Origin of the sequence: Pseudomonas sp. D8002 (assembly GCF_013385695.1) — a bacterium.
Classification (GTDB): domain Bacteria; phylum Pseudomonadota; class Gammaproteobacteria; order Pseudomonadales; family Pseudomonadaceae; genus Aquipseudomonas.
This window is the reverse complement of the sequence record NZ_JACAPM010000032.1, coordinates 251,763-278,014: the sequence shown is the minus strand read 5'-3', so window position 1 is coordinate 278,014 and position 26,252 is coordinate 251,763. Positions and strand designations below refer to the sequence as shown.

Below are 26,252 nucleotides of genomic sequence, written 5' to 3'. Positions count from 1 at the left end.
CGGTCAAGACCGCTGACCGCTCGCTGCGAGCAATTCCTTCAAAATCGTCGCCGGGTCGGCCCGCTGTTGCTTGCGGTAGTTGCCCACATGGCGAACGAATAACGTCGCACGCGTCACCAGGCTCTTGCCCAGTACCGGCTTGCGATCCAACTCTTCCTTGATTCGTTGAAACTGCGCCTGGATCACCGCATCGGTGTAGCGCGTGCCGGTGGCCAGGTTGTCGATGTAGATCGCCACCGCGCCGTCCAGCGCACTGCGCCCATTGGTGATCGCCGTGGCGAACAGCTGCGCGCTGGCCTCGTCCTTGGCGTCGATGGCCTGCTGGCGGCTCTTCTGCAAATTGATCAGGCGGATGTTGTAGTTGTTGATGGTCTCGGCCACCAGGGCCGCGGACTGAATCAGGTTGCCGGCCGCTTCTTCGCGCTGCTGGGCGATCAGCGAGACGTTGCGCTTGAGCTCTTCGTTGACCAGGCCGAGCTCGGCTTGCAGGCGCGGGTCGACGCTGGCGGCAATGATGCTGTCCAGGCGCTTGGTCGGGTCCTGGGCGTCGTCGATGGCATCGGTCAGCGAGGCCAGGCGACCTTCCTTCTGCCACTGGGCGAACAGTTCCTTGTAGCGCGAACGCGGTGCCGACAAGGCGCCAATCGCCACGCGAAAGCCGGTGGTCTCGTTGCTTTGTTCGGTACCGTCGGCGGCGAACAACGGGTACTCGCGGCGCATGCCGGTGAACAGCGTGCCCTCGCCTTCCAGGTAGTTGCCGCCCTTGACCACGAACCCACCATAGGTGCCCTGGCGACGCCCGGCGTGCACCAGCTGGAAGGATTCCTGGACCATTTCCGCTGCGTTGCCGATCACATCGAACATGCCGATCGGGTTGGGCAGCTTGGTGCCAATGGGCATCAGCCGTGCGGCCTGGCCGGTGCCACCGGCGACCTGATTGAACACCGCGTAATCGGCAAGGGGACCATCGCTTTCGCTGCCCTCGGTACGCCGTGGAAACAGCCGGCCTTCCAGGTCCTGACGGCTCACCGCCTGGCCACCGCGAGCGGCGAACTCCCACTCCACTTCGGTAGGCAGGCGCACAAAGCCCAGGCCGCCGTCGTCCGCCGAAGCACCGCGACCACTCACCGGCAGCAGCTCGCGGTGATATTTCATCAACCAGGCGCTGTACACCGCCGAGAAACGTTCGGCTTCAAAGCGCGACAGCTTGACCTTCGGCAAGCGCGCCGCCATCCCGGTAGGTACATCGCACGCCGGGGCGGGTTCGCCACTGGCCAGGGATTGCGCCTGGGACATGACCTGCGCATATTGCCGCGCAGTGACTTCGTACTTGCCGATGAAGTACAGCATCGGCTTGAGCGGGGTCTTGGCGTCGGTCTTCGGCACCAGCGGCGCAATGACCTTGTTCCAGTCCTTGGGCAGGTCCTTGAGGGTGAACTGGCCGTTGATAAAGTCCCGGCGATAACCGGAAATGAACGACTGCTGGTAGCCCGCCTCGCCCTCGCTGAACGGGTAGCCGAGGCTGATCTCGCGGTCATCCAGGGTGCCCTGGGCCAGCACATAGGCGTAGCGGAACACCATGTTGCCTTCGCAGGGCAGCGGCAGGCTGACGTCATCCGGCAACGGCTTGGGGTTGTCCAGCTTGTCGCTCGCCTCATCGGCCCAGGCCACGCAGGACAGGGTCAGCGCCACGGCGGCGCCCAGTAACTTATACATCTCTGATTCCTTCAGAAGCCTGGATACGCGCCACACGCCAACCACCACACGCCGCCGCCACGGCGCTGACGCCGAGGACAGCTGCCAGGGCCAGGCCGTAGTGACGCGCCAGCAGGTGACTGGCGTATTCGCCCGGCACCTGCACGAATAATTGGTTCAGGCCGGACTCTGCCAAGCCATATAAAAGCCCACTCAATACAGCGGCAAACCCCGCGCTGTAGAGCGCCTGCAACACCACAAACAGCAACAACCCGGCGGTGGAAAACCCCAACAACCGCAATACCGACAGCTCCCGGCGCTTGCGTGCAACCGACGCCAGCGCCGCGGCAAAGATCGCGGCAAACGCGCCCGCCAACGCCAGCCCGGCGATGATCCAGAACACGATCGACAGGTTGCGGCTCAACGACTGCACCTGGGCGATGGTCTGGGCCTGGGTCGACACCAACAGATTCTGCCCGGCGAAATACACCCGCAGCGGCTCCACATCCACCAAGCGCCGCGCATACAAACGGAACGCCGGGTATACCCGTTGCTCGCTGACGCCCACCGCATCGCCGTCCCAGCCAAACGCCGGCACCGCGCGGCCATCGCGATAATCTTCCGCTGCTTCCAGCAAGCCCAAGGGCGCAAACAGTCCATCCCGGGCGAAGGCTTCCAGCGGCGCTACCTGCAGCACTTGAACCCGCAGGCGTTGCGACTCGATGCGCCCCGCCACCTGGCGCCCAAAACTCGCCTCCAGCCAATCCCCGGCCTTTGCCCCGAGCTTTTCGGCAGCGGTGTGGCTCAGCACGATCTGATCCAGGCCCTTGGGCATCGGCAGGCCGGCCAGCAATGGGTCGTTGGCGGCGGTCGGCAGCATCTCCACCGTCACCGCCCCCAACTGCGCCGTCGCCGCAATCTGCCGGGTGCGCGGCAAGGCGAACGCCACGTCGCTGCGCTGGCGGAGCTGCTCGACAAATTCACTGCTGAATCGACCACCGCCCAACGGAATAATTTCCCGGGTGGCCGGGTCGTTCTCCAAACGTTCGGTCAAACTGCTAACCAGTCCAAATTTCAGGCCGAACAACACCAGCAACGGCGCGATCACCGCCACCAACGCCAGCACCGAACACACCGACAGCCACGCATCGTTGCGGTAATCCTGCCAGGCCAGGGAAGCCACCAGGGCGATACGCATCAGCACGCCTCCCCAAGGGTGGCGGTGACGCCGCCGTCGGCGTCGCGACGGCAACTGATGCGCCGCACCTGCAAGCCGCTGGCCCGGGCCAGGGGTTCATCATGGGTGGCGATCACGCAGCACGTGCCGTTATGCCGGGCCTGGGCCAACAGCGCCTGCATCACCCGCTCGGCGTTCAACGGGTCGAGCGCAGCGGTGGGCTCATCCGCCAGCAACAGCTGCGGACCGTGGGCCAGGGCTCTTGCGCAACTGACCCGCTGACGCTGGCCGACGGACAACGCCGCCGGCTTCTTGTCCAACTGATCAGTGATTTCCAACTGCTCGGCCAACCGCGCCACGCTGCCGTCGTCTTTCAAACCCAGGAGTTGCCGCGACAACGCAATGTTGCCGCGCACATCGAGAAAACCCAGCAGGCCGCCGGTTTGCAGCACGTAACCCAGGTGCCGACTACGCAGGTCCGCCAGCGAGCTTTGCTGATCACTACGCCAAAGCCCGGCAATGTCGACGCGGTTGAAATCGAACTGCCCGACCTGGTCCGGCGCCAATACCAGCGCGAGCAAATCCAGCAAGGTGCTCTTGCCACAGCCACTCGGCCCGACCACCGCCAACTGTTCACCCGCACGCAGTTGCAGGCCCGGTATCACCAGGCTGTAGCGCTGGGCACCAACGCCCCGGCTCTTGTGCACTGCGCTCAAGTTCAGCATTACGGCAGCGTCGACAGCGGCACGCGGTACAACGCATCACCCGGCTCGGCATCGCCGAAACGGACCCAATTCGCCACGTCATTGTGGAAGGTTTCGTAGAGGCGGATCTTCGAATCCAGCTCGTCGATAAAGTCTTCCTGCTCGGCCACGCTCAACGACAGCCACAAGTCCTGGGTCATGTTCAGCGACTTGCTGCGGTACGGCAGGCCTTCCAGGTATTCGCCAAGAATGCCGCCGTCCGCCAGGTTGCCGCCTTTTTTCAAGGCCTGTGGATCGCGGCTCATATAGGCCGAGGCGCTGGCGATTTCCTGGAAGAAATCCTTCGGTGAGGTCTGGGTTTTGCGCGCCGCGTCGACGATCAGTTTCAAGGATTGCTGCAAATCGTTGAGCTGCAATTTGGTCAACATCACGCACACCTGGAAGGCCGGCAGCGCGGTGTTGGTCAGGTCGCGGTCGGCGGTCCAGGCACTCACCAGTTGCGGCGCCTGGCTCGCGGTTTTGCGGCCGAGGAAATCCATGTGCATCGCGTAACCGACGGCGGCGGATTTGTCCGCCAGGGTCGGCGCGGCACTGAGCAGCGGCACCGGCTGCGGCGTGTTGCTGCGCACCTGATGCACCAGGTTGGCGAACACCGTGCCGATCTCGTCGACCCGCTCGCCGAACTTGCGCACATCGCCACCGGGCACCGGCGTGTACAGGTCGCCGATCTGCGGGTTGGCATCGGCGGTCAGGGTCCGGTACTGGGTTTCGGCGCCGCTGTGGGTTTTCTTCCCGGCGTCGGTGCGCAGGTGCAAGGCGTAGATCTTGATCTGCTTGCCCAATGCAGCCTGGCGTACTTCGGCTTCGTTCATCTGGGTGGTGGCGAACGGGTCGTTCTTGCGCAGCGCACCGGCGTCGGTCACCAGCAGGATCAAGCGCCCGCCGTAGCCGGACCAGTCCATGCCTTCCACCGCCTGCATGACACCGGCGAACGCGTCTTCGTTGAACGAGTGGCTGGACACCGTCGACGCTTTGACCTGCCGCGCCATGTCGAGGAAGCGCTGCGGGTCGCGCCCTTGGTCGAGGGTGATCAGGGTCTTGGCCACATACTCCAGGCCCGGGGTTTTCTTGATGCTGTTGCGAAAACCCACCAGCCCAAAGCTCACGCTGTCCAGCTCGCCACGCTCGGCGATACGGGTTTGCAGTTCGTGGACCACATCGCGAACCTGGTCGATGTAGGGCTGCATCGACACCGTGGTGTCGACCACCAGCACCACCGCAGTGCGGAAGGCATCGGCGCTGGCATCGATCACCGGCGTTCGAGCGACAGCCTTGGCGATGACATCAGGTGTGCTGCCAGGGTCGATGGAGGCGACGTTGAGCAGCTGCACCGGCTGGCCGTTTTCGTCGAAGCTCTCCTTGGAGTCGAAGATCGGCAGCAAATAGAACTGGTTCTGCGGGACGGCGCTTGCGGTCGGCTCCAGGGCCAGCACCTGCTGGTTGTCCTCGGTGTTTTTCTGCACCTTGAGCAGCAGGTTTTTCGCCGCCGCGGGATCGGCTAAAAGCTTCTCCACTTCAGCGGACTGACGCAGGAACATCACCGGCGCCCGGCCCGAACGCTCGGTGAACTTGAGCACCAGGCTCTGCTTCCAGTCGCTGGCTTGCGCCGCCGGCAGCCAGCCGTCGCTGCGCCCGTCGGTGGCGGCGCCAACCCGTAGCCAGGGGCTGCCGTCGACGTCCTTGCGTTGGTAGACATAGAGCACGGAAAACGCCGGCAAACCTTCGCCAGGCGCCCCGCCCGCTTCGTGGGAAAGCTTGGCGCCAGGCTTGCTCAGTACCCGCTGGAACAGGGTTTTCTTGCCGGCCATCAGCAACGGGCGTTGGCCGCCGTCGGCCTGCGCCGCGACCGGTTGCGCGGCAGTCGGCGTGGCAGTCGGCGCGGCGGTCTTGGCCGCCTCGACAACCGACGGCGCGGCGGGCGCGTCATCTTTCAACCACCAGTAACTCGCGCCCCCAATCGCCAGCGCCACTGCCACGGCAACCGCTGCCAACGCCAGTACCGGCCCACGGTTTTGTTCGGACACGGCGGAGTGTTGCGTCGGCGTCACCACCGGTTGACGCACCGGTTGCGGCTGCGGCTTATCGGTCGGGATTTCGATGGAGACCGGCGTGAGTCCGGCCAGGTCATTCGAGACCGCCACCGGAATCGGCAGAGGCCGAATCAACGTCGCCTCGACCTGCTCCTCCTTCGGCAACTGATCCAACGCCCGCAACAACGCCGCCGCATCCGGGAAGCGTTCCGCCGGGTCTTTGGCCAGCAGCTTGCGCAGCACCTCCTGATAGCGCCCGTGGTGCACCGGCAATTCCGGCAGCGGTTCAGTCAGGTGTGCCAGTGCTGTGGAAAGCGCATCGGTGCCGTTGTAAGGCAACTTGCCCACGAGGATTTCATAGAGCACCACGCCCAGCGCATACAGGTCGGCGCGCCCGTCAATTTCCTGGCCCCGGGCCTGCTCCGGGCTCATGTAGCTCGGCGTGCCGACGGCAAATCCGGCCTGGGTGAACTGCGTGCGGTCATCCAGGGACTTGGCGATGCCAAAGTCCGACAACACCGCCGTGCCATCCGCGCGGAACAGAATGTTCGCCGGCTTCACATCGCGGTGTACCAGGCCCTGGGCGTGGGCATAACCCAGCGCCGAGGCGATCTGGCGGATATACGTCAGCCCCTGCTCCGGCGTCAGGCCCGCGGCGATGCGCTCCTTGAGCGTGCCATTGGGCAGGTATTCCATGGCCATGTAGTACAGCTCACCGACATTGCCGATGTCATGGATGGTCACGGTGTGCGGGTGGGACAGGCGCGCCAGGGTCTTGCCTTCGCGCAGGAAGCGCTCGCAGAAGCTCGGGTCGGCCGCCAGCGCCGCCGCCATGATCTTCAGCGCCACCTTGCGCTCCAGGGAACGCTGGGTCGCCAGGTACACGCTGGCCATGGCGCCAACGCCGATTTCGCCTTCGATGTCGTAGCCGGGAATGATGATGTTCATGTCGACACCTTCACAACGATGGCGGTGATGTTGTCCGGCGCGCCGCGATTGAGCCCCAGGTGCACCAGGCTGCGGACGATTTCGTCCGGCTCGGCATGGCTCAGTACTTCGCGGATCTCGTGGTCTTCGACGGTCTTGTTCAGGCCGTCGCTGCACAGCAGGTAACTGTCGCCGGGGGCGATCAACAGGTCGACCGACGACAACGCCAACTGTGCTTCCACGCCAATCGCGCGGGTGACGATATTCGCCCGTGGATGCACCCGCGCATCGGCTTCGCTGAGCAGGCCGCTGTCCTGCAAGTCCTGCACGTAGCTGTGGTCGCGGGAAATGCTTTCCAGCAGGCCGTCGCGCAGGCGATACAGGCGGCTGTCGCCGGCCCACAGGCACACGCCGCGCAAGCCTCGGGTGGCGAGCAACACCACGGTGCTGCCCATCATGGTCACGCCACGGTGGGCGGTTTCTTCGCGCACCGCGCCGTTGACTCGCAACAGGTCGCTGCGCAACGCCGCCGTGTATTCCTCAAGGGAACGGCCCACGGGAATGCTGCGCAGGCTGTCGACAATCAGGCTGCTGACGTAATCTCCCGCCGCGTGCCCGCCCATGCCGTCGGCCACCACCCATAGGCCGTTTTCCGGCAGGTCGAGGCAAGCGTCTTCATTGACTTGGCGAACCATGCCGACGTGGCTTTTGCTGGCGGATTTGAACGTGGACCGCATCTACACAACACCTTCTTGGCCGAGCAAAAATTGCGCAAAATCGTCGGCAGCAGGCAAGCCCTGACACCGCATTAAACCGGGAGAAATCTGTTGCGAACCACGGCCCCACCACAGGCTCGCGCCTTCGCAGGCCTGTTCGGCAAGCGCAGTCATCCGCGCCTGCGGGTCTGTGGCGTTGACACGCTGCAGGCCGGCAAAGCGGCTACCCAAGGTGCGGGGTTGGCAGGCTGGAGCGCCGAGGGATTCGATCCCGCCGCTGAAACCTTCGAAGCTGGCGCCGGCATCCAGCGTGCTCAGCAGCAGCTCTTCCACCTGTTCAAACCAGGTGTCCGGGCCGCCAACGACGGAGGCCGGGTCGGTGTCGTGATCCAACAGCGCAGCCACCGTCAGCGGGAAATAGCGCCCCACCCGGTCGATGCTCGGCATCACCACGCCCACCGCCGCGTCCGGCCCGCACACACCCGGCGCCAACACGAAGCGCCACAATGGGCTGACCAGGTAAGCATTCAGCCAGTCAGCCCCGAGGCGGGTCTGGCTGGCGAGCAATCCGGACGCCAGCCAACTGTCCCAAGGGCCGATAAAACTCTGGGGCAGCGCGCGGCTGACAAAGTCGCCGCGGCACGCCAACTTGCCGTAGAAACCCAGCGTGGTCATAGCCGCTCCGGCAGGCTGAAGCCGTTAAGCACGCGGCTCTTGAACGGGTTGAAGGCACTGTTGGCCCGCAACTCGTAGGAGATGCTCGCGCCGTCGACCCGCAGACGCAGGTTGAAGCGGTCCGGCGAATTGCCGGCGGTCAGGTCCGATTGCTCCAGCAGGCGAAACCAGGCCCACGGGCCATCCAGCGTTACACCGGAGCGCCCGCTGGCTGACGGCGGCATGATGGAAATGCGCACCACGCCAATGCTGCCGGGATTCGGCCACTGCATCGCGACCGGGCGGCTCGGGCCGTGGTCGTAGCTCAGTTGCTGGCCGTCCAGGTCCAGCAGGAACTGGGTGATGGTCGCATCCATCGCCACCGGTTTGAGTTCAAAGCGCACGATCGGCTGGGTGCCACCGGCACGGAAAAACGCGTCACGAATGGTCGCCGCCCGCTGGAAGGTTTGCAGCACGCCCGGCGCGATGCCGAGCTTCTGCGCCGCGCCCGGCTGCCAGCGCCAGGTTTGCGTGGAGGTGTCGACGTAAGGTTGCAGGTACTTGCGGAAGTAGTTGTCCATCACCCCGCCCACCCCGAAGAACTGGCCGAAGTCATCCAGGGTCGCGTCCCGCGCACTGCCGGGCGACATCGGATAACGCCCGGCCAGGGACTGGCGATACACGTTCACCACTTCGCTGACCCACGCCGCATTCAGCTGGTTACGCACCCCGCCCATCATGCTGTTGGTGGTGGAGTTGACCACTGACTTGACCATGCCCTGCACCAGCGGCGGCTGGCGTTCGGCATTCAGGCTGACCCGCGTGGCCGCAGCCGCCGCCTGGTTTTTCGCTTCGCCGAGCAACGCATCGCCACTGGCGCCGACCATGGCGCTGACCTGCACATACAGCGCATTCATGTCCGCCAGCAGGCCATCAATGGCTGCCGGTTCGCCTTCGTTCTTGCTGACGATGCTGTTGAGTTCGGCGAAGTGCGCCGTCACCGGATCTTCACTGGCCGCTGGTGCATTCGCAGTTGGCTGGTCCTGGCCAAGCAGGCTGCCGAGGCGTTCCTTGAGCTTGTCCACGCCACCTTCCACCGGCGCGCCCTTGGCGGCCAGCAAGCGTTCTTCCGCTTGCAAGTCGGTCTCTTTGGAGACCGCCACCAGCAGCTTCTTCAGCGGCGAGGTCGGCCCGGAAATCACCCGCAAGACGTCGGCCGCCTGGGCCACGCTGGTGATCGGCACAAAGTCGATATCCGCCAGCAACGCATCCCACTGGCGTTGATAGTCCTGGAAGTACAGGCGGCGCACATCGGCGGCGAGGCTGACGACGTTTTGTTGGTCGGCCTGCTCGCGGCCCAGTACCCACTGCTCTTCAGCAAGGGTGCCGGTCTGGTTCAGGCTGGTCAGCAGGAAGCCCTGGCGATAACCCTTGGCGGTGAAGAAGCCGCTCAACGGCTCACCCAACGGCTTGCCACTTTTGCGACTGAACACCAGCGCGGCATCGCGGCCCGCCGCTTCGTTGATGCGAAAGTCCGGCACGCCTTCCGGCAGTTTCTGGCGCTTGATGCGGTCGTAGACGCGCTGGGCCACCGGCAGTTGCTGCAGTTGCCGGCGCAGGTCGTCGATCAAGCGCGGGTCAAGCCGGGCGCTGGGCGGATGCCGCTCGAACAAGGCCTGCAAGTGCCCGATCAATGCCTGGCGTTGATCCGCCGGCAGGTCGCGCGGCAGGTTGCGGTCCCAGTCGAGGGCGATCCAGGCCTTGATGAAGTCCGGGTCGTAATGCTCGCTGTCGGCGAGCATCAGGTAGGCCTTCAAACCTTCGTAGAGGAAGTCGGAATTGCCGCCGCCGTGCAGTTGCTCTTCGATGCGCGTCACCAAACGGGGCGCGAACACGGCGATCAACAGCTTGCGGTAGACGCTGGAGGATTCGGCTTCGAGCATGTCGCCCTGATACAGGCCCAAGCCTTCGGACCAGCTCGGCGAGTCGCCCGCGAGGTTCTTCACGGCGTTAAGCAGGGGCAGCACCGCGAGTACTTCGCGCTGTGCCGGGCTGAGGTTCTGCACGGTCTGGCCCAACGGCGCGACCTTCTGGTCAACCTGGGCGATGTAGGCCTGGTTGGCGCGATAACTCACCCACCACAACGTGCTGACGACCAGTACCAGCGTCACGGTTGCGGCCAGCACACCCCGGGCAATCCACTTGCGACGGCGCTCGACCTTCGGGTTGACGCCCACCAGGCCACGCTCGGCAAACGCCACGGCGGTGAACAGTTTTTCGATGAAGTAACTGCGCCCGGTGCCGGTCTGGCGCGCCAGGTGCTGGCGGTCCAGGTTCATGCTCTGGGCCATGGCGCCGATCAAGCGGTCAATCGGGCTGCCTTCCTGGGTGCCGCTGGTGAAGTACACACCGCGCAGCAAGACGCGCTCTTCAAAGGCGTTGGGTTTGAACACGCCTTCGAGGAAGCCTTGCAGGCAATCCTTCAACGCGCCGAACTGCTGCGGGAAACCGTAGATCAGGTCGCGCCGCGCCGGGTCGCGTTCCTGTTGCAGGCGCTCCACCAGGCGCTCGTTGAGGCGCTGTTCCAGGCCGGCGAACTCGCTTTGCAGATGGGCCAGCGGGCTGTCGCTGTTCTTGCCGTCGTCCAGGGCGAAGGTCATGCCCCACACTTGGGCGCGCTCTTCCTTGCTCAGGTTGTCGAAGAACTCCATGAAGCCCGGCACCAGGTCGAGCTTGGTGAGCATCAGGTAGATCGGGAAGCGCACGCCCAGTTGGGTGTACAGCTCCTGGATGCGCAGGCGGATCGCGGCGGCATGGGCGGCACGCTCGGCATCGCTGCCCAGCAGCAGGTCCGAGAGGCTGATGGCGATAAACGCACCGTCAATCGGGCGCCGGGATCGCTGCTTTTTCAGCAGGTCGAGAAAGCCCAGCCAGGCGGCTTTATCCACCGTGGAGTTGCTGTCCTGGGTGGTGTAGCGGCCAGCGGTGTCGAGCAATACGGCCTGGTCGGTAAACCACCAATCGCAATTGCGCGTACCGCCCACGCCCCGTACCGCACCGGCACCCAACTGCGCCGCCAAGGGAAAGTGCAGCCCGGAATTGACCAGCGCGGTGGTCTTGCCCGAGCCCGGTGGGCCGATGATCACATACCACGGCAGCTCATACAGGTTGCGGCGCTCGTCACCGCCCAGCTTGGCCTTTTTCAACAGGGCCAGGGCTTCATCCATGCGCTGGCGCAGGGTCGCCAGCTCTTCGGCGGTGGCGACGCTGGCAGGGTCTGGCGGGGTTTCCGCCGCGAGGCTGCGCATCACTTCGGCAGCCTGGCGCCGGGCCTGGATAATCCGGACAACGCGGTAGGCAATCCACACCGCGAACACCAGGATGATCAGCGCCCAGCGGCGCCCTTCCGGCACCAGCACATCGAGCAACGGGCCCACAAACCAGATGATCAGGCTCAAGGCGATCAGGCCCAGCAGCGGGATCACCCAGCGAATCACAAAACTGAAAAACGCCTTCACTCGACGCCCTCCGCCAATACGGTGATTTCTACCCGGCGATTGCGCGCACGGCCTTCGGCTGTGGCGTTGGTCGCCACCGGCTCGGTGTCGCTGCGGCCTTCGGCGCTGAAGCGTTCCGGCTGGCCGGTCTTGGCCGCGAGAATCTCCAGCACCGACTTGGCCCGCGCTTCGGACAGCGCCCAGTTGGACGGAAAGCGCAGGGTCGCAATCGGACGGTTATCGCTGTGGCCGGTCACCCGCACCTGGCCCTTGACCTTGCGGATGGCGTCGGCAATACGCAGCATCAGCGGCTGGAAGTCATCGACGATGCTGGAGCTGGCCGAGGCGAACAGTTCATCGCCACGGATGGTCACCACGGAGCGGTCGACGGCATCTTCCACGGCTACGCGACCGGCCTTGATGTCTTCCACCAGGAAGCCTGCCAGGCGTGGCCGCTCGATGATTTTCGGCTGGGCCACCGGACGGTCGATGGCCTGCACCGGGATCTCGCCCAGGGCATGAATATTCTTGAACACCGGCTCGGCATCCGACGCCAGTTTCATCCGCAACCCGAACAGCAATGCCAACAGCAGTGCCAGGCCGATGGCCACGGCGATCCATGGCGGCATGAACTGCGCCAGGCGATCACGGGCCACGGTCACGCCGCGCCAATGGGGTGACAGCTCGCGCTCATGCTCGCCACGGGCACTGCGAATCGCCGCAGCGGTACGCTCGCGCAAGGCTTCCAGCTGGCTGCGGCCATCGTTCATCACGCGGTAGCGACCTTCGAAACCCAGGCACAGGCACAGGTACAGCAGTTCCAGCAGGTACAGGCGTTCCCGCGGGCTTTGCAGGCAGTGATCCAGCAATTGGAAGACCTTTTCGCCGCCCCAGGCTTCGTTGTGCACGGTGATCAGCAGGCTCTGCTTGCCCCAGTCACTGGCACTGCCCCACGGCGTACTCAGCACGGCTTCATCGAGGGCGGTGCACAGCGCGTAACGCGCCAGCAGCACATCGTTGCGGGCCACGCCGGCCGCCTCGGCACGTTCTTCGAACTGACGCAGGTAAGCCAGCAGCTGCGCACGCAGGCTCGCTGGCGCAGGGTGCGAGATCGTGTTGCGCAGGCGCGTCAGCAGCGCCAACAACGGGCCGGCGGCGCTTTCCAGCGGGTTCAGGCCCTGGGCCTTGCCGGTCAGGATCGGCGCAGCGGGCATCGACAGCGGCGCCGGCTCTGCGCGAACAGGCTCCGGCGCGCGGCCACCGGGACGCGGCATGAACTGGGTGCGGTCATCGTCATTCGGATGCATCGCGGATTACCCTCGGATGGCCCAGAAAGCCAGGTTCAACCCCGGGAACTGGCCGGCGATGTGGAACGCAAAGCCACCGGAATTACCCAGTTGCTGCCAGTGCTCGCTGCCCCGGTCCAGCTCGTAGTAGGTGGAGCCTGCGTGGTACGGAATCTGCCGTGGCGCCACCGGCAGCGGCAGCAGGCCGATGCCCGGCAGTTGCAGGTTGACCAGGTCGCGGATGTGTTCCACCGAGCCGACTTTGCTTTGCTGGCCGAAGCGTGCGCGCAGGGTTTCGCCCGGCACATCGGCGCGCACCACCAGGATGAAACTGGCGCTGTCGATCAGGGTTTTGTCGGCCAGCATCGCCACGTGCACGCCGTAGGCTTTCTCGACAATCGGGATCGGCGTGGCCTTGCTGTCGATCAGCATCGACAGCGCCTCGCGCAGGGCCTGCATCACCGGGGTGAAGCTCAAGGCCAGGTCGTCATGCTGGTATTGCGGGTATTCGTGGGGGCGGCGACCCGTGGTGGAGAAGGTCGAGAACTCGCCGGCCAGGCTCACCAGCTCACTGAAGAAACGCTCCGGGTGCAGCGGGCTCAACTGACTCAGGTGCTGGATCAGCGGCTGGGCGCGGTTGACCAGTTGCAGCAGCATGAAGTCGGCAATCTCCGAAGCACCACCGGCGCCCGAAGCCACCACGCGCCCGGCCAACGCTTCGCCGCGCTGGTGCAGCAGGCCCAGCAGTTCGCTGCGAAACGCGGTCAGCGGTTTGCTGGCCGTCACGTCGAGGACCGGCGGGATGTAGCTCTCGTCCAGCACCAGGGCGCGGTCGGCGCGTTTTTCCTTGATGCGCACCAGGCCGATAGCCGCGTAATCGCTGATGCCATCCTGGGCGGTCAACAGGCGCAAGGCGCGGGAGCCGACCGCCACCGGCGCACGGTTTTCGAAGGGCGCGTTGTCGTCGCGCACTTCACGCACCTGGCTGACATAGCGCGCGGCTTCCAGGGCCTCGCCTTCGTCGACGGTGTCGCGGGCGCCGGCACGCTTGAGGGGCAACGCCAGGTACACCAGGCCATCGCGCAAGTTGTCGTCGATATTCAGCGGGCTCGGCGCCAGGTCGTCCTGGGGGATATTGAACGGCGTGCCATCCGGTAACAGGCCACGTGCCGAGACGATCGCCAGCTTGCCCTGGGCCAGCAGGCCCTGGTCGATCAACAGTTCGGAAAAGCCCCAGGCCCCCGCCGACAACGGGCGGCTGCGCGCATCGATCAGGTTTTCCAGGTAACGGTCATGCTGCTGGAAGTGCTGCGTTCCGATGAACATGCCTTCCGACCAGACCACGCGATTGTTCCAGGACATGGGGGCTCCGATTCTTATTGGGCAGGGCTGGATGGGGGGACCACGACGTCGGCACGCACGGCATGCACATCGAGGCTGATCTGGTATTCGGTGTATTGGCGTGCCGGCACGTTGAGCACCGTGCGCCACTCGGCGCGGTCCAGTTCGCGATAGCCCACCAGCAGGCCGATCTGGCGGGTGGACGGGTCGAGGTCGCGCTGGATGCTCAATTGCTGGCCGGGCAGGATCACCACTTCGTCCTGGTCGAGCAGGTCGAGGCCGAGGGTCGACTGTGCGCGATCGGCCAGGGCGAAGTAGTCGGAACGGCTGAAGGTGGCGGCGTTTTTCAGTTCGAAAATCCGCACCCGTACCGGGGCTGCCTGGCCATTGGCGCCGGGGTTGAGCCCGGCGATGGCATGGAAATGCAGCTCGACGGCGGCGGTGTCTGCCTCAGCTTCGGCGGCCTCGGGCTTGGCCGCATCCTTGGCACACGCCGTCAGCAGAAGCGCGGTGGCGACTGCGAGTAAAAACCTGGGAATCATCCTGCGTCCTCAATGACGTACTTAGCTATCCGTTGTTCCATGTACTGCGTTGTTAGTGACGCTGTCGGCTGCTGTGCGCTTCGTAGGCACGGCTGAATTCACGCCCGAACAGGTCCTGGAAATCTTCCTGGGCCTCGCGGGAAATATTGCTGTAGAGCTCGGTGAACTGCTGCCAGTACTGGGCCTGGCGCGAGCCGTTGAAAATGCTCGATAGCCCGCCGGGCTTGCCCATGCGCTCTTCGAGCTGCGCCGGTTCAAAGCGCGTCAGCAGGTGCTTGATGGCGGCTTCGACCCCGGCCATGACGGCCAGTTGGTGGGCGCGCAGATCGTCGAAACTGTCGCGCACGGCCAAGTCCGGTGCCATAAACGCCTGATTGCTGTGGCGTAGGAGCAGCAGTAGCGCTTCATCGGCATTCGGGGCGAATTTCAACGGATTGTTTTCCACCGGTTGAATCACCGTCTGCTGCATGCGGAACTCGCCCTTGAGGCTGCTGCGGGCACGCAACACGTCGATCAGGCCTTCGACCATCAGCCGGTAACTGCGGCCGATGCTTTCCATCTGGGCTTCGGCCTGGGCCTTGTCCAGGCGCAACTGATCGAGGCCCGCACCACGCAGGAAGGCTTGCAACAGGTCGGGCTGGCTGGCATCAGCCACCGGGAGCGGGCGCTCGACCTTGGGCGGGTCGATGACCGGCGGCTGTGGCGGTGTTGGCGCCGGCGGTGCAACAGGCCTGGGTGCCGGGGCATCGCCGAACAGATCCCAGTCTTCGGGGATTACTGAGCCCGAGACCACCGGCGCAGGCGGCTCAGCCACGGGCAGCGGTGTCGGCGGGCGGAAGTCGTGCTGCTCGGCCGGCACGTGATCGTGCACGGTGGCCGGCGGTACGCTGGTGGGCGCGAGGAAGTCGAACAGGTCCGGCAGGGTGTCCATCGACGAGGCGCCCTGGAACTGCGGCGCGATCACCGGAGGTGGCGTCGGGGCCTTCACGGCGGCGCCCATCAGGGCTTCGAAACTGTTGGAAGCGTCACCGGTGAAAGACGGGGTATCTGTCACTTTCAGGTTGAAATCGATACGCGCCTGGATCTCGTAATCGCCGATGCGGATCAGTTCGCCGTCCTGCAATGGCTCGCTGCTTCCCCGCCGCAAACGAATACCGGCATGCACTAACTCAACTCCATTAGTGCTGTTATCAGTTAAGTAGTAACGACCATCTTTGTACTGAATAACGCAATGTTGCGTGGAAACAAGACGTTCTGGATCAGGCAGTACCCAGTCATTTTCGGAACCGCGGCCAATAGCCATCACTCCCTGATCCAGGGACTTTTCAGAACACTGGCCAGGGGTAATCTTGTGATAACTAGTGATAGTCAAGCACAGCGACATCTTGCCTCCTTGCTGATACTTCGCGCGCGGCCGTTCCCTGGGAGAAATGCTCCGAGAGATCCACGACAGATCCTTCCAAAACCTTGAAAGCCTGCTTCAACCCGCGTAATTGCTGATCTTAACCGGCCTGTATGACAAAAATCCTGCCTCGGCACCTGCTTCGACTGATCAGTCGCACAAGATGTTAAGCACCGCACATCTGTCATAGAGGGCGAATAGCTTACCTTGACAAGGCATAAGTACTACACCAAAAATGCACAACTTCTTGAACACCAATGATGGCGCTTTGAAATCAGCATGATGTCAAAGCGCTAAATAAGACCAAGAAAACATGCAAAGTTCCTCGCGCAACTAATGCATGAGTTGCCCGTCATCTAACGGGCTGATAGGGAGATCGAATTTAGTGGATGTGCCTCTGCTGCTCGCCGCCGTTTCCGCGACTTCGCCCTGTGGCGAAGACTTGGAATATGACGCCGATTACTTGCATCTTGAGCGTGCCGCACAGGGTCAACCCGAGCGCAGCATGGGCGACTCGATCCTGCCTGCCGAACCTCCGGAATGGCGCAGCATCCAGCAGCAAAGTCTCGACCTCCTGCAACGCAGCAAAGACCTGCGCATCACCCATTTCCTGTTGCAAGCCGCCCTCGCCCTCCAGGGCATTGCAGGGCTTGCCGACGCACTCGCACTGATCAACGCGCTGCTGCGCGAATACTGGGCCGACCTGCATCCGCGCCTGGACGCCGATGACGACAACGACCCCACCGTGCGCATCAACGCCCTCAGCGGCGTGGCCAGCGACGCGAACATCCGCCTGCTGCGTGAGGCCATTCTCACCCGTTCGCGCACCTTCGGGCCCGTCAGCCTGCGCGCCGCGCTGAATGCCAGCGGGCTGCAGAGTTTCCCCGGCGAAAACCTCGGTGCCGAACAGCTTAACGGCGCATTCCTCGACAGCGATGCCGAGCAACTGCAAGCCACCCGCGACGCGCTGAACGCCGCCCGCGACGCCTGTGAGGCCATCGAACAATACGTCAGCGACCAGGTAGGTTCCGCCCAGGGCGTGGACCTCGGCCCCTTGAAGCAACTGCTCAAGCAGGCCGTGCAGATACTTAACCAATACGCCCCGCACAGCGGCGCCGCTAGCGAGCCCGAGGTTGTCAGTGACGACAATGCCCCCTCGGTTGAATACGCCGCCGCGCCCGTTGCAGCACGCCCGACCGGCGACATCGCAAGCCGCGATGAAGTGCTGCGCAGCCTCGACAAGATCCTTGCGTACTACACCCGGCACGAGCCTTCGAGCCCGCTGCCGGTGCTGTTGAACCGAGCAAAGAATCTGGTGCACGCCGACTTTGCGGCCATCGTGCGCAACCTGATTCCCGACGGCATGTCCCAATTTGAAAATCTGCGCGGGCCGGACAGCGAATAAGCGTACGGATCGCGCAGTTACAACACCGTCGCTCAAGCGACCAGGAGCAGCAACGTGGCGAAGCAAAGTTCTCAGAAATTCATCGCGCGCAACCGTGCGCCTCGGGTGCAGATCGAGTACGACGTCGAGCTCTACGGCGCCGAGAAAAAGGTCCAGCTGCCCTTCGTCATGGGCGTGATGGCCGATCTCGCCGGCAAGCCCGCCGAGCCTCTGGCGCCTGTGGCCGACCGCAAGTTCCTTGAAGTGGACGTCGACAACTTCGACTCGCGCCTCAAGGCCATGCAGCCACGCGTCGCGTTCCACGTGCCCAACGAGCTGACCGGCGAAGGCAACCTGAGCCTGGACATCACCTTCGAAAGCATGGACGACTTCAGCCCCGCCGCTGTGGCGCGCAAGGTCGATTCGCTCAAGCAACTGCTCGAAGCCCGCACCCAGCTGGCCAACCTGCTGACCTACATGGACGGCAAGACCGGCGCTGAAGAAATCATCATGAAGGCGATCAAGGACCCGGCACTGCTTCAGGCACTTGCCAGCGCGCCCAAGCCTGCAGGGGAGCAGTAATCATGACTGACAATACCGCCCGCGAAGGCACCCAGATCCTGGGTACCACCGAAGAAGCCAGCGAGTTCGCGAACCTGCTGCTGCAAGAATTCAAACCCAAGACCGAGCGTGCCCGCGAAGCCGTGGAAACCGCTGTGCGCACCCTGGCCGAGCAGGCTCTGGCCCAGACCGACCTGGTGTCCAACGACGCGATCAAGTCGATCGAATCGATCATCGCCGCCATCGACGCCAAGCTCACCGCCCAGGTCAACCAGATCATCCATCACCAGGATTTCCAGCAGCTGGAAAGCGCCTGGCGTGGCCTGCACTACCTGGTGAACAACACCGAGAGCGATGAGCAACTGAAGATTCGCGTGCTCAACATCTCCAAGCCGGACCTGCACAAGACCCTGAAGAAATTCAAGGGCACCGCGTGGGACCAGAGCCCGATCTTCAAGAAGATGTACGAAGAAGAATACGGCCAGTTCGGCGGCGAACCTTACGGTTGCCTGGTGGGCGACTACTACTTCGACCAGTCGCCTCCCGACGTGGAGCTGCTGGGGGAGCTGTCGAAAGTCTGCGCCGCCATGCACGCACCGTTCATTGCCGCCGCTTCGCCAACCGTGATGGGCATGGGCTCGTGGCAGGAACTGTCGAACCCGCGCGACCTGACCAAGATCTTCACCACCCCGGAATACGCCGGCTGGCGCTCGCTGCGTGAATCGGAAGACTCGCGCTACATCGGCCTGACCATGCCGCGCTTCCTGGCGCGCCTGCCGTACGGTGCCAAGACCGATCCGGTGGAAGCCTTCGCCTTCGAAGAAAACACCGACGGTGCCGACAGCTCCAAGTACACCTGGGCCAACGCCGCTTACGCGATGGCGGTGAACATCAACCGTTCGTTCAAACACTTCGGCTGGTGCTCGCGCATCCGTGGCGTGGAGTCGGGCGGTGAAGTCGAGAACCTGCCGGCCCACACCTTCCCGACGGATGACGGTGGCGTGGACATGAAGTGCCCGACCGAAATCGCTATCAGCGACCGCCGCGAAGCGGAACTGGCGAAGAACGGTTTCATGCCGCTGCTGCACAAGAAAAACACCGACTTTGCCGCCTTCATCGGCGCCCAGTCGCTGCAGAAACCGGCCGAATACGATGACCCGGATGCCACCGCCAACGCCAACCTGGCCGCGCGCCTGCCGTACCTGTTCGCCACCTGCCGTTTCGCCCACTACTTGAAATGCATCGTGCGCGACAAGATCGGTTCCTTCAAAGAGAAGGACGAGATGCAACGCTGGTTGCAGGACTGGATCCTCAACTACGTCGACGGTGACCCGGCGCACTCCACCGAAACCACCAAGGCCCAGCATCCATTGGCTGCCGCCGAAGTGATCGTGGAAGACGTCGAAGGCAACCCGGGGTACTACAACTCCCGGTTCTACCTGCGCCCGCACTACCAACTCGAAGGGCTGACCGTGTCGCTGCGCCTGGTATCGAAACTGCCTTCGGCGAAAGGCGCGTAACACCGTCGCTCGTTCCCACGCTCCGCGTGGGAATGCCGCCCGGGACGCTCCGCGTCCCAGTGACGCAGAGCGTCACAAGATGCGTTACCACGCAGAGCGTGGGAACGATCAGCGTTAACAAATTCTGTGGCTGAGACCACACAGGGAGAAAACATGGCTGTTGATATTTTCATCAAGATCGGCGACATCAAGGGCGAGTCCATGGACAAGGCCCACAAGGACGAAATCGACGTATTGAACTGGAGCTGGGGCATGGCCCAGTCCGGCAACATGCACGTTGGCGGTGGTGGCGGCGCAGGCAAGGTGAACATCCAGGACCTGTCGCTGACCAAGTACGTCGACAAGGCCTCGCCCAACCTGATGATGCACTGCGCGAGCGGCAAGCACATCGACAAGGTCACGCTGACCGTGCGCAAGGCCGGCGGTGAAAGCCAGGTCGAGTACATGATCATCAACCTGGAAGAAGTGCTGGTCACCTCCCTGAGCACCGGTGGTTCGGGCAGCGATGATCGCCTGACCGAAAACGTGACCCTGAACTTTGCCCAGGTGATGGTGGACTACCAGCCACAGAAAGCCGACGGCACCAAAGACGGCGGCGCGATCAAGTTTGGCTGGAACATTCGCTCCAACACCAAACGCTGATTGCCCCTGTAGCCGCCACCCCAAGTGGCGGCTGCAAGCCCCCTGTTCCTCTCGCAACCCGTCCGTGGAGCTGCTTTGGTGGTAACTGAAATTGCTTCCCGCGATCGCCTGCAACCGTCCCTGCTGGACCGGTTGACCGACGATGACCCGACCAATCCCAAGGAAAGCGCCGACAAACGCGTGCTGTCCCTGAGCCAATTGAAAGCCTCGGTGCTGCGTGACCTGACGTGGCTGCTCAACACCACTTCACTGCTCAACGCCGATGCCACGCTGCACACGCCTGCCGGTACATCGGTGGTCAATTACGGGCTGCCGGCGCTGGCGGGCAACAGTGTCTCCAGTGTCGACATCAGCGCCCTGGAAGCCTTGATCCGACAAGCCATCGCCACCTTCGAGCCGCGCATCCTGCGCCACACCTTGCGGGTCAAGGCACGCGTCGGCCACGGTGAGATGAACCACAACGCCCTGAGTTTCGAGATCGAAGGCGACCTGTGGGCGCAGCCGGTGCCGTTGCGCCTGTTGCTGCAAACCGACCTGGACCTGGAGTCCGGCCATGTACGTGTGGTCAACGCCGACCAGCGGAGACGCCCATGAACCCGCGCTTGCTGGAGCTGTATAACCAGGAACTGCACCACGTGCGCGAAAGCGCCGCCGAGTTCGCCAAGGAATACCCGAAGATCGCCAGTCGGCTGACCCTGTCCGGCATGGACTGCGCCGACCCGTACGTCGAACGCTTGCTCGAAGGCTTTGCGTATCTCACGGCCCGGGTCCAGCTCAAGCTCGACGCCGAGTACCCGACCTTCACCAACAACCTGCTGGAGATCGCCTACCCGCACTACCTGGCGCCGACCCCGTCGATGACCGTGGTGCAGTTGCAGGCCGATCCCGATGAAGGCTCCCTGGCCAGTGGTTTTCCACTGCCCCGCGACACCGTCCTGCGCGCCGCCTTGGGCCGCGAAACCCAGACCTGCTGCGAGTACCGCACCGCGCACCCGGTGACGCTGTGGCCGTTGCAGGTCGCCCAGGCCGAGTACTTCGGCAACCCGTCCGCCGTGCTCGGGCGTTTGGCTGCCAGCGAACCCAAGGCCAAGGCCGGCCTGCGCCTGACCTTGCGTACCGGCGCCGAGCTGCCGTTCAACAGCCTGGCGCTGGATAATTTGCCGCTGTACCTCAGCGGTGCCGACGAACAACCGTTCCGCCTCTACGAACAACTGCTGGGCAATGCCTGCGCGGTGTTCGCGCGCAAGCCCGGTGGTGACTGGGTTGAGCGCCTGCCGCCGGAGGCCTTGCGCTCCCGGGGTTTCGATGACGCCGATGCGGCGATGCCGGTGGTGCCGCGGGCGTTCCAGGGCTATCGCTTGCTCCAGGAATACTTCGCCCTGCCCCACCGTTTTCTGTTCGTCGAATTCGCTGAACTGAGCCGTGCAGTCAAACGCTGTGACGGCCAGGAACTGGAACTGATCGTGCTGTTCGACCGTCACGATCCAAGCCTGGAAGGCAGCGTCGGCAAGGCGCAGTTCGTGCCGTTCTGCACCCCGGCAATCAACCTGTTTCCCAAGCGCGTGGACCGGATTCACTTGTCCGAGCGGGTCAACGAACACCATGTGATCGCCGACCGCACGCGGCCGATGGATTTCGAGATTCACTCCTTGAGCGGCATCACGGGCCACGGCACCGGGCCCGAGCAACCGTTCCTGCCGTTCTACGCAGTACGCGATCCGTCGCGCTATGGCCGTGACCAGGCTTACTACACGCTGCGCCGCGAACCCCGCGTGTTGTCCAGCGACCAGCGCCGCAACGGGCCGCGCTCCACCTATGTGGGCAGCGAAACCTTCGTCAGCCTGGTGGACACCCAGCAAGCCCCGTACCGCCATGACCTGCGCCAACTGGGCGTGACCGCACTGTGCACTAACCGCGACTTGCCGCTGTTCATGAGCGTGGGCAACGGCAAGACCGACTTCACCCTGGCCGACAGTGCGCCGGTCTTGGCCGTGCGCTGCGTCGCCGGGCCAAGCCGCCCGCGCGCCAGCCATGCCCATGACGCCAAGGCCTGGCGCCTGATCAGCCAGTTGTCGTTGAACTACCTGTCGCTGAGCGAGCAAGGCCAGGGCGCCGCCGCGCTGCGTGAACTGCTGCGCCTGTATGGCGACAGCAACGACGCCGCCCTGCAATTGCAGATCGAAGGCCTGCGGGAAGTCAGCAGCAAGGCGGTGACCCGGCGCCTGCCGATGCCCGGCCCGATCGTGTTTGGCCGCGGCCTTGAGATCACTCTGGAATTTGATGAAAACGCGTTCCGCGGCACCGGCGTGTTCCTGCTCGGTGCGGTGTTTGAACGGTTCCTGGCACGCTATGTGTCGATCAACAGTTTTACCGAGACGGTGATCCGTACCACCGAACGCGGCGAGATCATGCGATGGAAAGCCAAGCCCGGACGCCGTCCGACCCTGTGAGTACCCTGGATGCAATGCATCAGGAGCCCTGGGAATATGACTTCTTCCAGGCGCTGCGGCGTATCGAGTGCGAATCGCCGGACCTGCCACGCCTGGGGCACTCCCTGCGCCTGGCGGATGACCCGCTGCGTCTCGGGCAGCAGGCCGATTGCACCTTTGCGCCGGCCACATTGGCCTCGGTCGAACCTGGGGCTGAAGGCCAGCCGGCACGGCTGGAGCAGTTCTTCTTCGGCCTCGGCGGCCCCAACGGCCCGCTGCCGCTGCACATCACCGAGTACGTGCGTGAGCGCCAGCGCAACAACGCCGACAGCACCAGCAAGCGCTTCCTGGATGTGTTCCACCACCGCCTGCTGACCCTGTTTTATCGCGCCTGGGCCGAGGCACGGCCGACCGTCAGCCATGACCGCCCGGACGATGACTACTGGTCGGCGCGCCTCGCCGCATTGAGCGGTCGCGGCACCCCGAGCCTGCTCAACCAGGGCCTGATCCCCGACACGGCGAAGCTGCATTACAGCGGCCACCTGTCGGCGCAAACCCGCTACCCGGATGGCCTGAAAGCGATTCTCGGCGAGTACTTCGGCCTGCCGGTGGAGATCGAAGAGTACGTCGGCCAATGGCTGGAGCTGCCCGAACGCAGCCGCGTGAGTGTCAGCGCCAACCAGCTGGGCGTGGACTTTTGCCTGGGCAGCCACGTGTGGGACCGCCAGCATAAATTCCGCATTCGCCTGGGCCCGCTGAAGCTCGATGACTACATGGGCATGCTGCCCGGCAGCCAGCCGTTCAACGAGCTGGTGGCGTGGGTCGCCGAGTACCTGGGCCACGAACTGGACTGGGACCTGAACCTGGTTCTGCAACAACCGGAAGTGCCGGCCCTGCAACTCAACGGCCAGTTCCGCCTGGGCTTCAACACCTGGCTCGGCCAACCCGAGCATGACGCCAACGACCTAATCCTGGCCCGGCATTACGCCGAACACGCCAACACCTCAAGGAATCCAGAGCATGGGTGAAATCAGTCGCGCCGCACTGTTCGGCAAACTCAACAGCGTGGCCTACAAGGCCATCGAAGCCGCCACCGTGTTCTGCAAGCTGCGGGGCAACCCGTATGTGGAACTGGCCCACTGGTTTCACCAGTTGCTGCAACTGCAGGACTCTGACCTGCATCGCATTATCCGTCAGTTCAACGTCGAACCGGCACGCCTGGCCCGCGACCTGACCGAAGCCCTGGACCGCCTGCCCCGTGGCTCGACGTCGATCACTGACTTGTCGTCCCATGTGGAAGAAGCGGTCGAGCGCGGCTGGGTCTACGGCAGCCTGATGTTTGGTGAAAGCCAGGTGCGCACCGGTTACCTGGTGCTGGGGATTCTCAAGACGCCGAGCCTGCGCCATGCGCTGCTGGGCTTGTCCGGTGAGTTCGACAAGATCAAGGCCGAAGCCCTGAGCGAACGCTTTGATGAATACGTCGGCGACTCGCCCGAAAATGCACTGAGTGCCAGCGACGGTTTCAACGCCGGTGCTGTACCGGGCGAGGCCAGCGGCGCCATGGCCCCGAGCGCGATGGGCAAGCAGGAAGCCCTCAAGCGCTTCACCGTCGACCTGACCGAACAGGCCCGCAGCGGCAAGCTCGACCCGATCGTCGGGCGTGACGAAGAGATCCGCCAACTGGTGGACATCCTCATGCGTCGCCGCCAGAACAACCCGATCCTTACCGGTGAAGCCGGCGTCGGCAAGACCGCCGTGGTCGAAGGCTTCGCCCTGCGCATCGTCGCCGGCGACGTACCACCCGCGCTGAAAGATGTGGAACTGCGCAGCCTGGATGTGGGCCTGCTGCAAGCCGGCGCGAGCATGAAAGGCGAGTTCGAACAGCGCCTGCGCCAGGTCATCGAAGACGTCCAGGCCTCGCCGAAACCAATCATCCTGTTTATCGACGAAGCCCACACCCTGGTAGGTGCCGGTGGCGCCGCCGGGACCGGTGACGCGGCCAACCTGCTTAAACCCGCCCTGGCCCGCGGCACCTTGCGTACCGTGGCCGCCACCACCTGGGCCGAGTACAAGAAGCACATCGAAAAAGACCCGGCCCTGACCCGCCGTTTCCAGGTGGTGCAAGTGGCCGAGCCGTCGGAAGACAAGGCGTTGCTGATGATGCGCGGCGTGGCCTCGACCATGGAAAAACACCATCAGGTGCAGATTCTCGATGAAGCCTTGGAAGCTTCGGTGAAGCTGTCCCACCGCTACATTCCGGCGCGTCAATTGCCGGACAAATCCGTGAGCCTGCTGGACACCGCCTGCGCCCGCGTCGCCATCAGCCTGCACGCGGTGCCGGCAGAAGTCGACGACAGCCGCCGCCGTATCGAGGCACTGGAAACCGAGCTGCAAATCATCGCCCGCGAGCACGCGATCGGCATCGCCATCGGTGCGCGCCAGACCAACAGCGAAGCGCTGCTGAGCACCGAACGCGAGCGCCTGGCCACCCTGGAAAGCCGTTGGGCCGAAGAGAAAACCCTGGTGGATGAGTTGCTCGCCACCCGTGCGACGTTGCGCGAAAAATCCGGTGTCGTGGACAGCGGCGATGATCAATTGCGTGCCCAATTGGTAGACCTGCAACAACGCCTTAGCACCCTGCAAGGTGAAACTCCGCTGATCCTGCCGACCGTGGACTACCAAGCGGTGGCCTCGGTGGTCGCCGACTGGACCGGCATCCCGGTGGGCCGCATGGCCCGCAACGAACTGGAGACGGTGCTCAACCTCGACCAGCACCTGAAGAAACGCATCATCGGCCAGGACCATGCCTTGCAGATGATCGCCAAGCGCATCCAGACCTCCCGCGCCGGCCTCGACAACCCGAGCAAGCCGATTGGCGTGTTCATGCTCGCCGGCACCTCCGGCGTGGGCAAGACCGAAACCGCCCTGGCCCTGGCCGAAGCCATGTACGGCGGTGAGCAGAACGTGATCACCATCAACATGAGCGAGTTCCAGGAAGCCCACACCGTGTCCACCCTCAAGGGTGCGCCACCGGGCTACATCGGCTATGGCGAAGGTGGCGTGCTGACCGAAGCCGTGCGGCGCAAACCCTACAGCGTGGTGCTGCTGGACGAGGTGGAAAAAGCCCACCCGGACGTGCATGAAATCTTCTTCCAGGTGTTCGACAAAGGCGTGATGGAAGACGGCGAAGGCCGGGTGATCGACTTCAAGAACACCTTGATCCTGCTGACCACCAACGCCGGTACCGAGTTGATTTCCCAGGTCTGCAAAGACCCGGCGAACATCCCCGAGCCCGAGGAAATCGCCAAGGCCCTGCGCCAGCCGCTGCTGGAGATTTTCCCGCCGGCGCTGCTCGGCCGCCTGGTGACCATTCCGTACTACCCGCTGAGCGACGAGATGCTGAAGGCGATCACCCGCCTGCAACTCAACCGCATCAAGAAGCGCGTGGAGAACACCCACAAAGTCGCCTTCGATTACGACGACGACGTGGTCGACCTGATCGTGTCCCGCTGCACCGAAACCGAAAGCGGTGGGCGGATGATCGACACCATCCTGACCAACAGCCTGCTGCCGGACATGAGTCGCGAATTCCTCACCCGCATGCTCGAAGGCAAGGCGCTGGCGGGGGTGCGGATCAGCACGCGGGATAACGAATTGCACTACGACTTCAACGATTGACCTGACG

General features: G+C 63.9%; 19 protein-coding genes. 8 read left to right on the top strand and 11 right to left on the bottom strand.

The genetic code is table 11. The features are described 5' to 3' along the window. Positions 1 to 3 precede the first annotated feature (3 nt). Genes HX807_RS19295 through tagH form a run of 11 tightly spaced genes read right to left on the bottom strand, consistent with a single transcriptional unit; the run spans position 4 to position 16,013 of the window. Positions 4 to 1,716, bottom strand: a complete 1,713-nt coding sequence (locus HX807_RS19295; protein ID WP_177050756.1) for an SUMF1/EgtB/PvdO family nonheme iron enzyme — start codon at positions 1,714 to 1,716, stop codon at positions 4 to 6. After that, positions 1,709 to 2,893 carry an ABC transporter permease gene (locus tag HX807_RS19290; protein WP_177050747.1) on the bottom strand — a complete coding sequence of 395 codons (1,185 nt, stop codon included), beginning with the start codon at positions 2,891 to 2,893 and terminating at the stop codon, positions 1,709 to 1,711. Before HX807_RS19290 ends, HX807_RS19295 begins: the two co-directional genes overlap by 8 nt. Then, positions 2,893 to 3,597, bottom strand: coding sequence for an ABC transporter ATP-binding protein (locus tag HX807_RS19285; RefSeq protein ID WP_102604059.1), 705 nt, complete (start codon positions 3,595 to 3,597; stop codon positions 2,893 to 2,895). The genes HX807_RS19290 and HX807_RS19285 overlap by 1 nt, the downstream gene beginning before the upstream one ends. After that, positions 3,597 to 6,614, bottom strand: a complete 3,018-nt coding sequence (locus HX807_RS19280; RefSeq protein WP_177050745.1) for a serine/threonine-protein kinase — start codon at positions 6,612 to 6,614, stop codon at positions 3,597 to 3,599. The genes HX807_RS19285 and HX807_RS19280 overlap by 1 nt, the downstream gene beginning before the upstream one ends. Next, positions 6,611 to 7,330: a PP2C family serine/threonine-protein phosphatase gene (locus tag HX807_RS19275; protein WP_003213320.1), complete on the bottom strand. Its 720-nt coding sequence runs from the start codon at positions 7,328 to 7,330 to the stop codon at positions 6,611 to 6,613. The genes HX807_RS19280 and HX807_RS19275 overlap by 4 nt, the downstream gene beginning before the upstream one ends. Continuing rightward, positions 7,331 to 7,984: a type VI secretion system-associated protein TagF gene (tagF, locus tag HX807_RS19270; protein WP_008439457.1), complete on the bottom strand. Its 654-nt coding sequence runs from the start codon at positions 7,982 to 7,984 to the stop codon at positions 7,331 to 7,333. It abuts the gene before it with no gap. Next, positions 7,981 to 11,481 (bottom strand): type VI secretion system membrane subunit TssM, encoded by a 3,501-nt coding sequence (gene tssM / locus HX807_RS19265; protein ID WP_177050739.1) that lies wholly within the window; start codon positions 11,479 to 11,481, stop codon positions 7,981 to 7,983. The genes tagF and tssM overlap by 4 nt, the downstream gene beginning before the upstream one ends. Next, positions 11,478 to 12,767, bottom strand: coding sequence for a DotU family type VI secretion system protein (locus HX807_RS19260; RefSeq protein ID WP_102370169.1), 1,290 nt, complete (start codon positions 12,765 to 12,767; stop codon positions 11,478 to 11,480). The genes tssM and HX807_RS19260 overlap by 4 nt, the downstream gene beginning before the upstream one ends. 6 nt (positions 12,768 to 12,773) lie before the next feature. After that, positions 12,774 to 14,108: a type VI secretion system baseplate subunit TssK gene (tssK, locus tag HX807_RS19255; protein ID WP_003213330.1), complete on the bottom strand. Its 1,335-nt coding sequence runs from the start codon at positions 14,106 to 14,108 to the stop codon at positions 12,774 to 12,776. A 14-nt stretch (positions 14,109 to 14,122) separates the two neighbouring features. Continuing rightward, entirely contained in the window at positions 14,123 to 14,629 is a 507-nt protein-coding gene (gene tssJ, locus HX807_RS19250) for a type VI secretion system lipoprotein TssJ (protein ID WP_003213332.1), read from the bottom strand. 52 nt (positions 14,630 to 14,681) lie between these two features. Then, positions 14,682 to 16,013 (bottom strand): type VI secretion system-associated FHA domain protein TagH, encoded by a 1,332-nt coding sequence (gene tagH, locus HX807_RS19245; protein WP_177028066.1) that lies wholly within the window; start codon positions 16,011 to 16,013, stop codon positions 14,682 to 14,684. Positions 16,014 to 16,416: 403 nt separating this feature from the next. Here tagH and tssA point away from each other — a divergent pair, with 403 nt between their 5' ends. From tssA to tssH, 8 genes are all read left to right on the top strand, one after another. Then, on the top strand, positions 16,417 to 17,436 hold the full coding sequence (gene tssA / locus HX807_RS19240) for a type VI secretion system protein TssA (protein WP_087693721.1): 1,020 nt from the start codon (positions 16,417 to 16,419) through the stop codon (positions 17,434 to 17,436). Between the two features lie 54 nt (positions 17,437 to 17,490). Next, on the top strand, positions 17,491 to 17,997 hold the full coding sequence (tssB, locus tag HX807_RS19235; RefSeq protein WP_003213340.1) for a type VI secretion system contractile sheath small subunit: 507 nt from the start codon (positions 17,491 to 17,493) through the stop codon (positions 17,995 to 17,997). Between the two features lie 2 nt (positions 17,998 to 17,999). After that, positions 18,000 to 19,496 carry a type VI secretion system contractile sheath large subunit gene (gene tssC / locus HX807_RS19230; RefSeq protein WP_003213343.1) on the top strand — a complete coding sequence of 499 codons (1,497 nt, stop codon included), beginning with the start codon at positions 18,000 to 18,002 and terminating at the stop codon, positions 19,494 to 19,496. A 153-nt stretch (positions 19,497 to 19,649) separates the two neighbouring features. Further along, positions 19,650 to 20,138 (top strand): type VI secretion system tube protein Hcp, encoded by a 489-nt coding sequence (locus tag HX807_RS19225; RefSeq protein ID WP_003213345.1) that lies wholly within the window; start codon positions 19,650 to 19,652, stop codon positions 20,136 to 20,138. 78 nt (positions 20,139 to 20,216) lie between these two features. After that, a complete protein-coding gene (gene tssE / locus HX807_RS19220; protein ID WP_003213348.1) occupies positions 20,217 to 20,732 on the top strand; it encodes a type VI secretion system baseplate subunit TssE in 516 nt (171 codons plus the stop codon). Beyond that, positions 20,729 to 22,588, top strand: a complete 1,860-nt coding sequence (tssF, locus tag HX807_RS19215) for a type VI secretion system baseplate subunit TssF (protein ID WP_177050735.1) — start codon at positions 20,729 to 20,731, stop codon at positions 22,586 to 22,588. The genes tssE and tssF overlap by 4 nt, the downstream gene beginning before the upstream one ends. Next, complete coding sequence (gene tssG / locus HX807_RS19210; RefSeq protein WP_177020303.1) at positions 22,552 to 23,595, top strand: type VI secretion system baseplate subunit TssG; 1,044 nt, start codon at positions 22,552 to 22,554, stop codon at positions 23,593 to 23,595. The genes tssF and tssG overlap by 37 nt, the downstream gene beginning before the upstream one ends. Continuing rightward, complete coding sequence (gene tssH, locus HX807_RS19205) at positions 23,588 to 26,245, top strand: type VI secretion system ATPase TssH (protein ID WP_177050724.1); 2,658 nt, start codon at positions 23,588 to 23,590, stop codon at positions 26,243 to 26,245. Before tssG ends, tssH begins: the two co-directional genes overlap by 8 nt. Positions 26,246 to 26,252 lie beyond the last annotated feature (7 nt).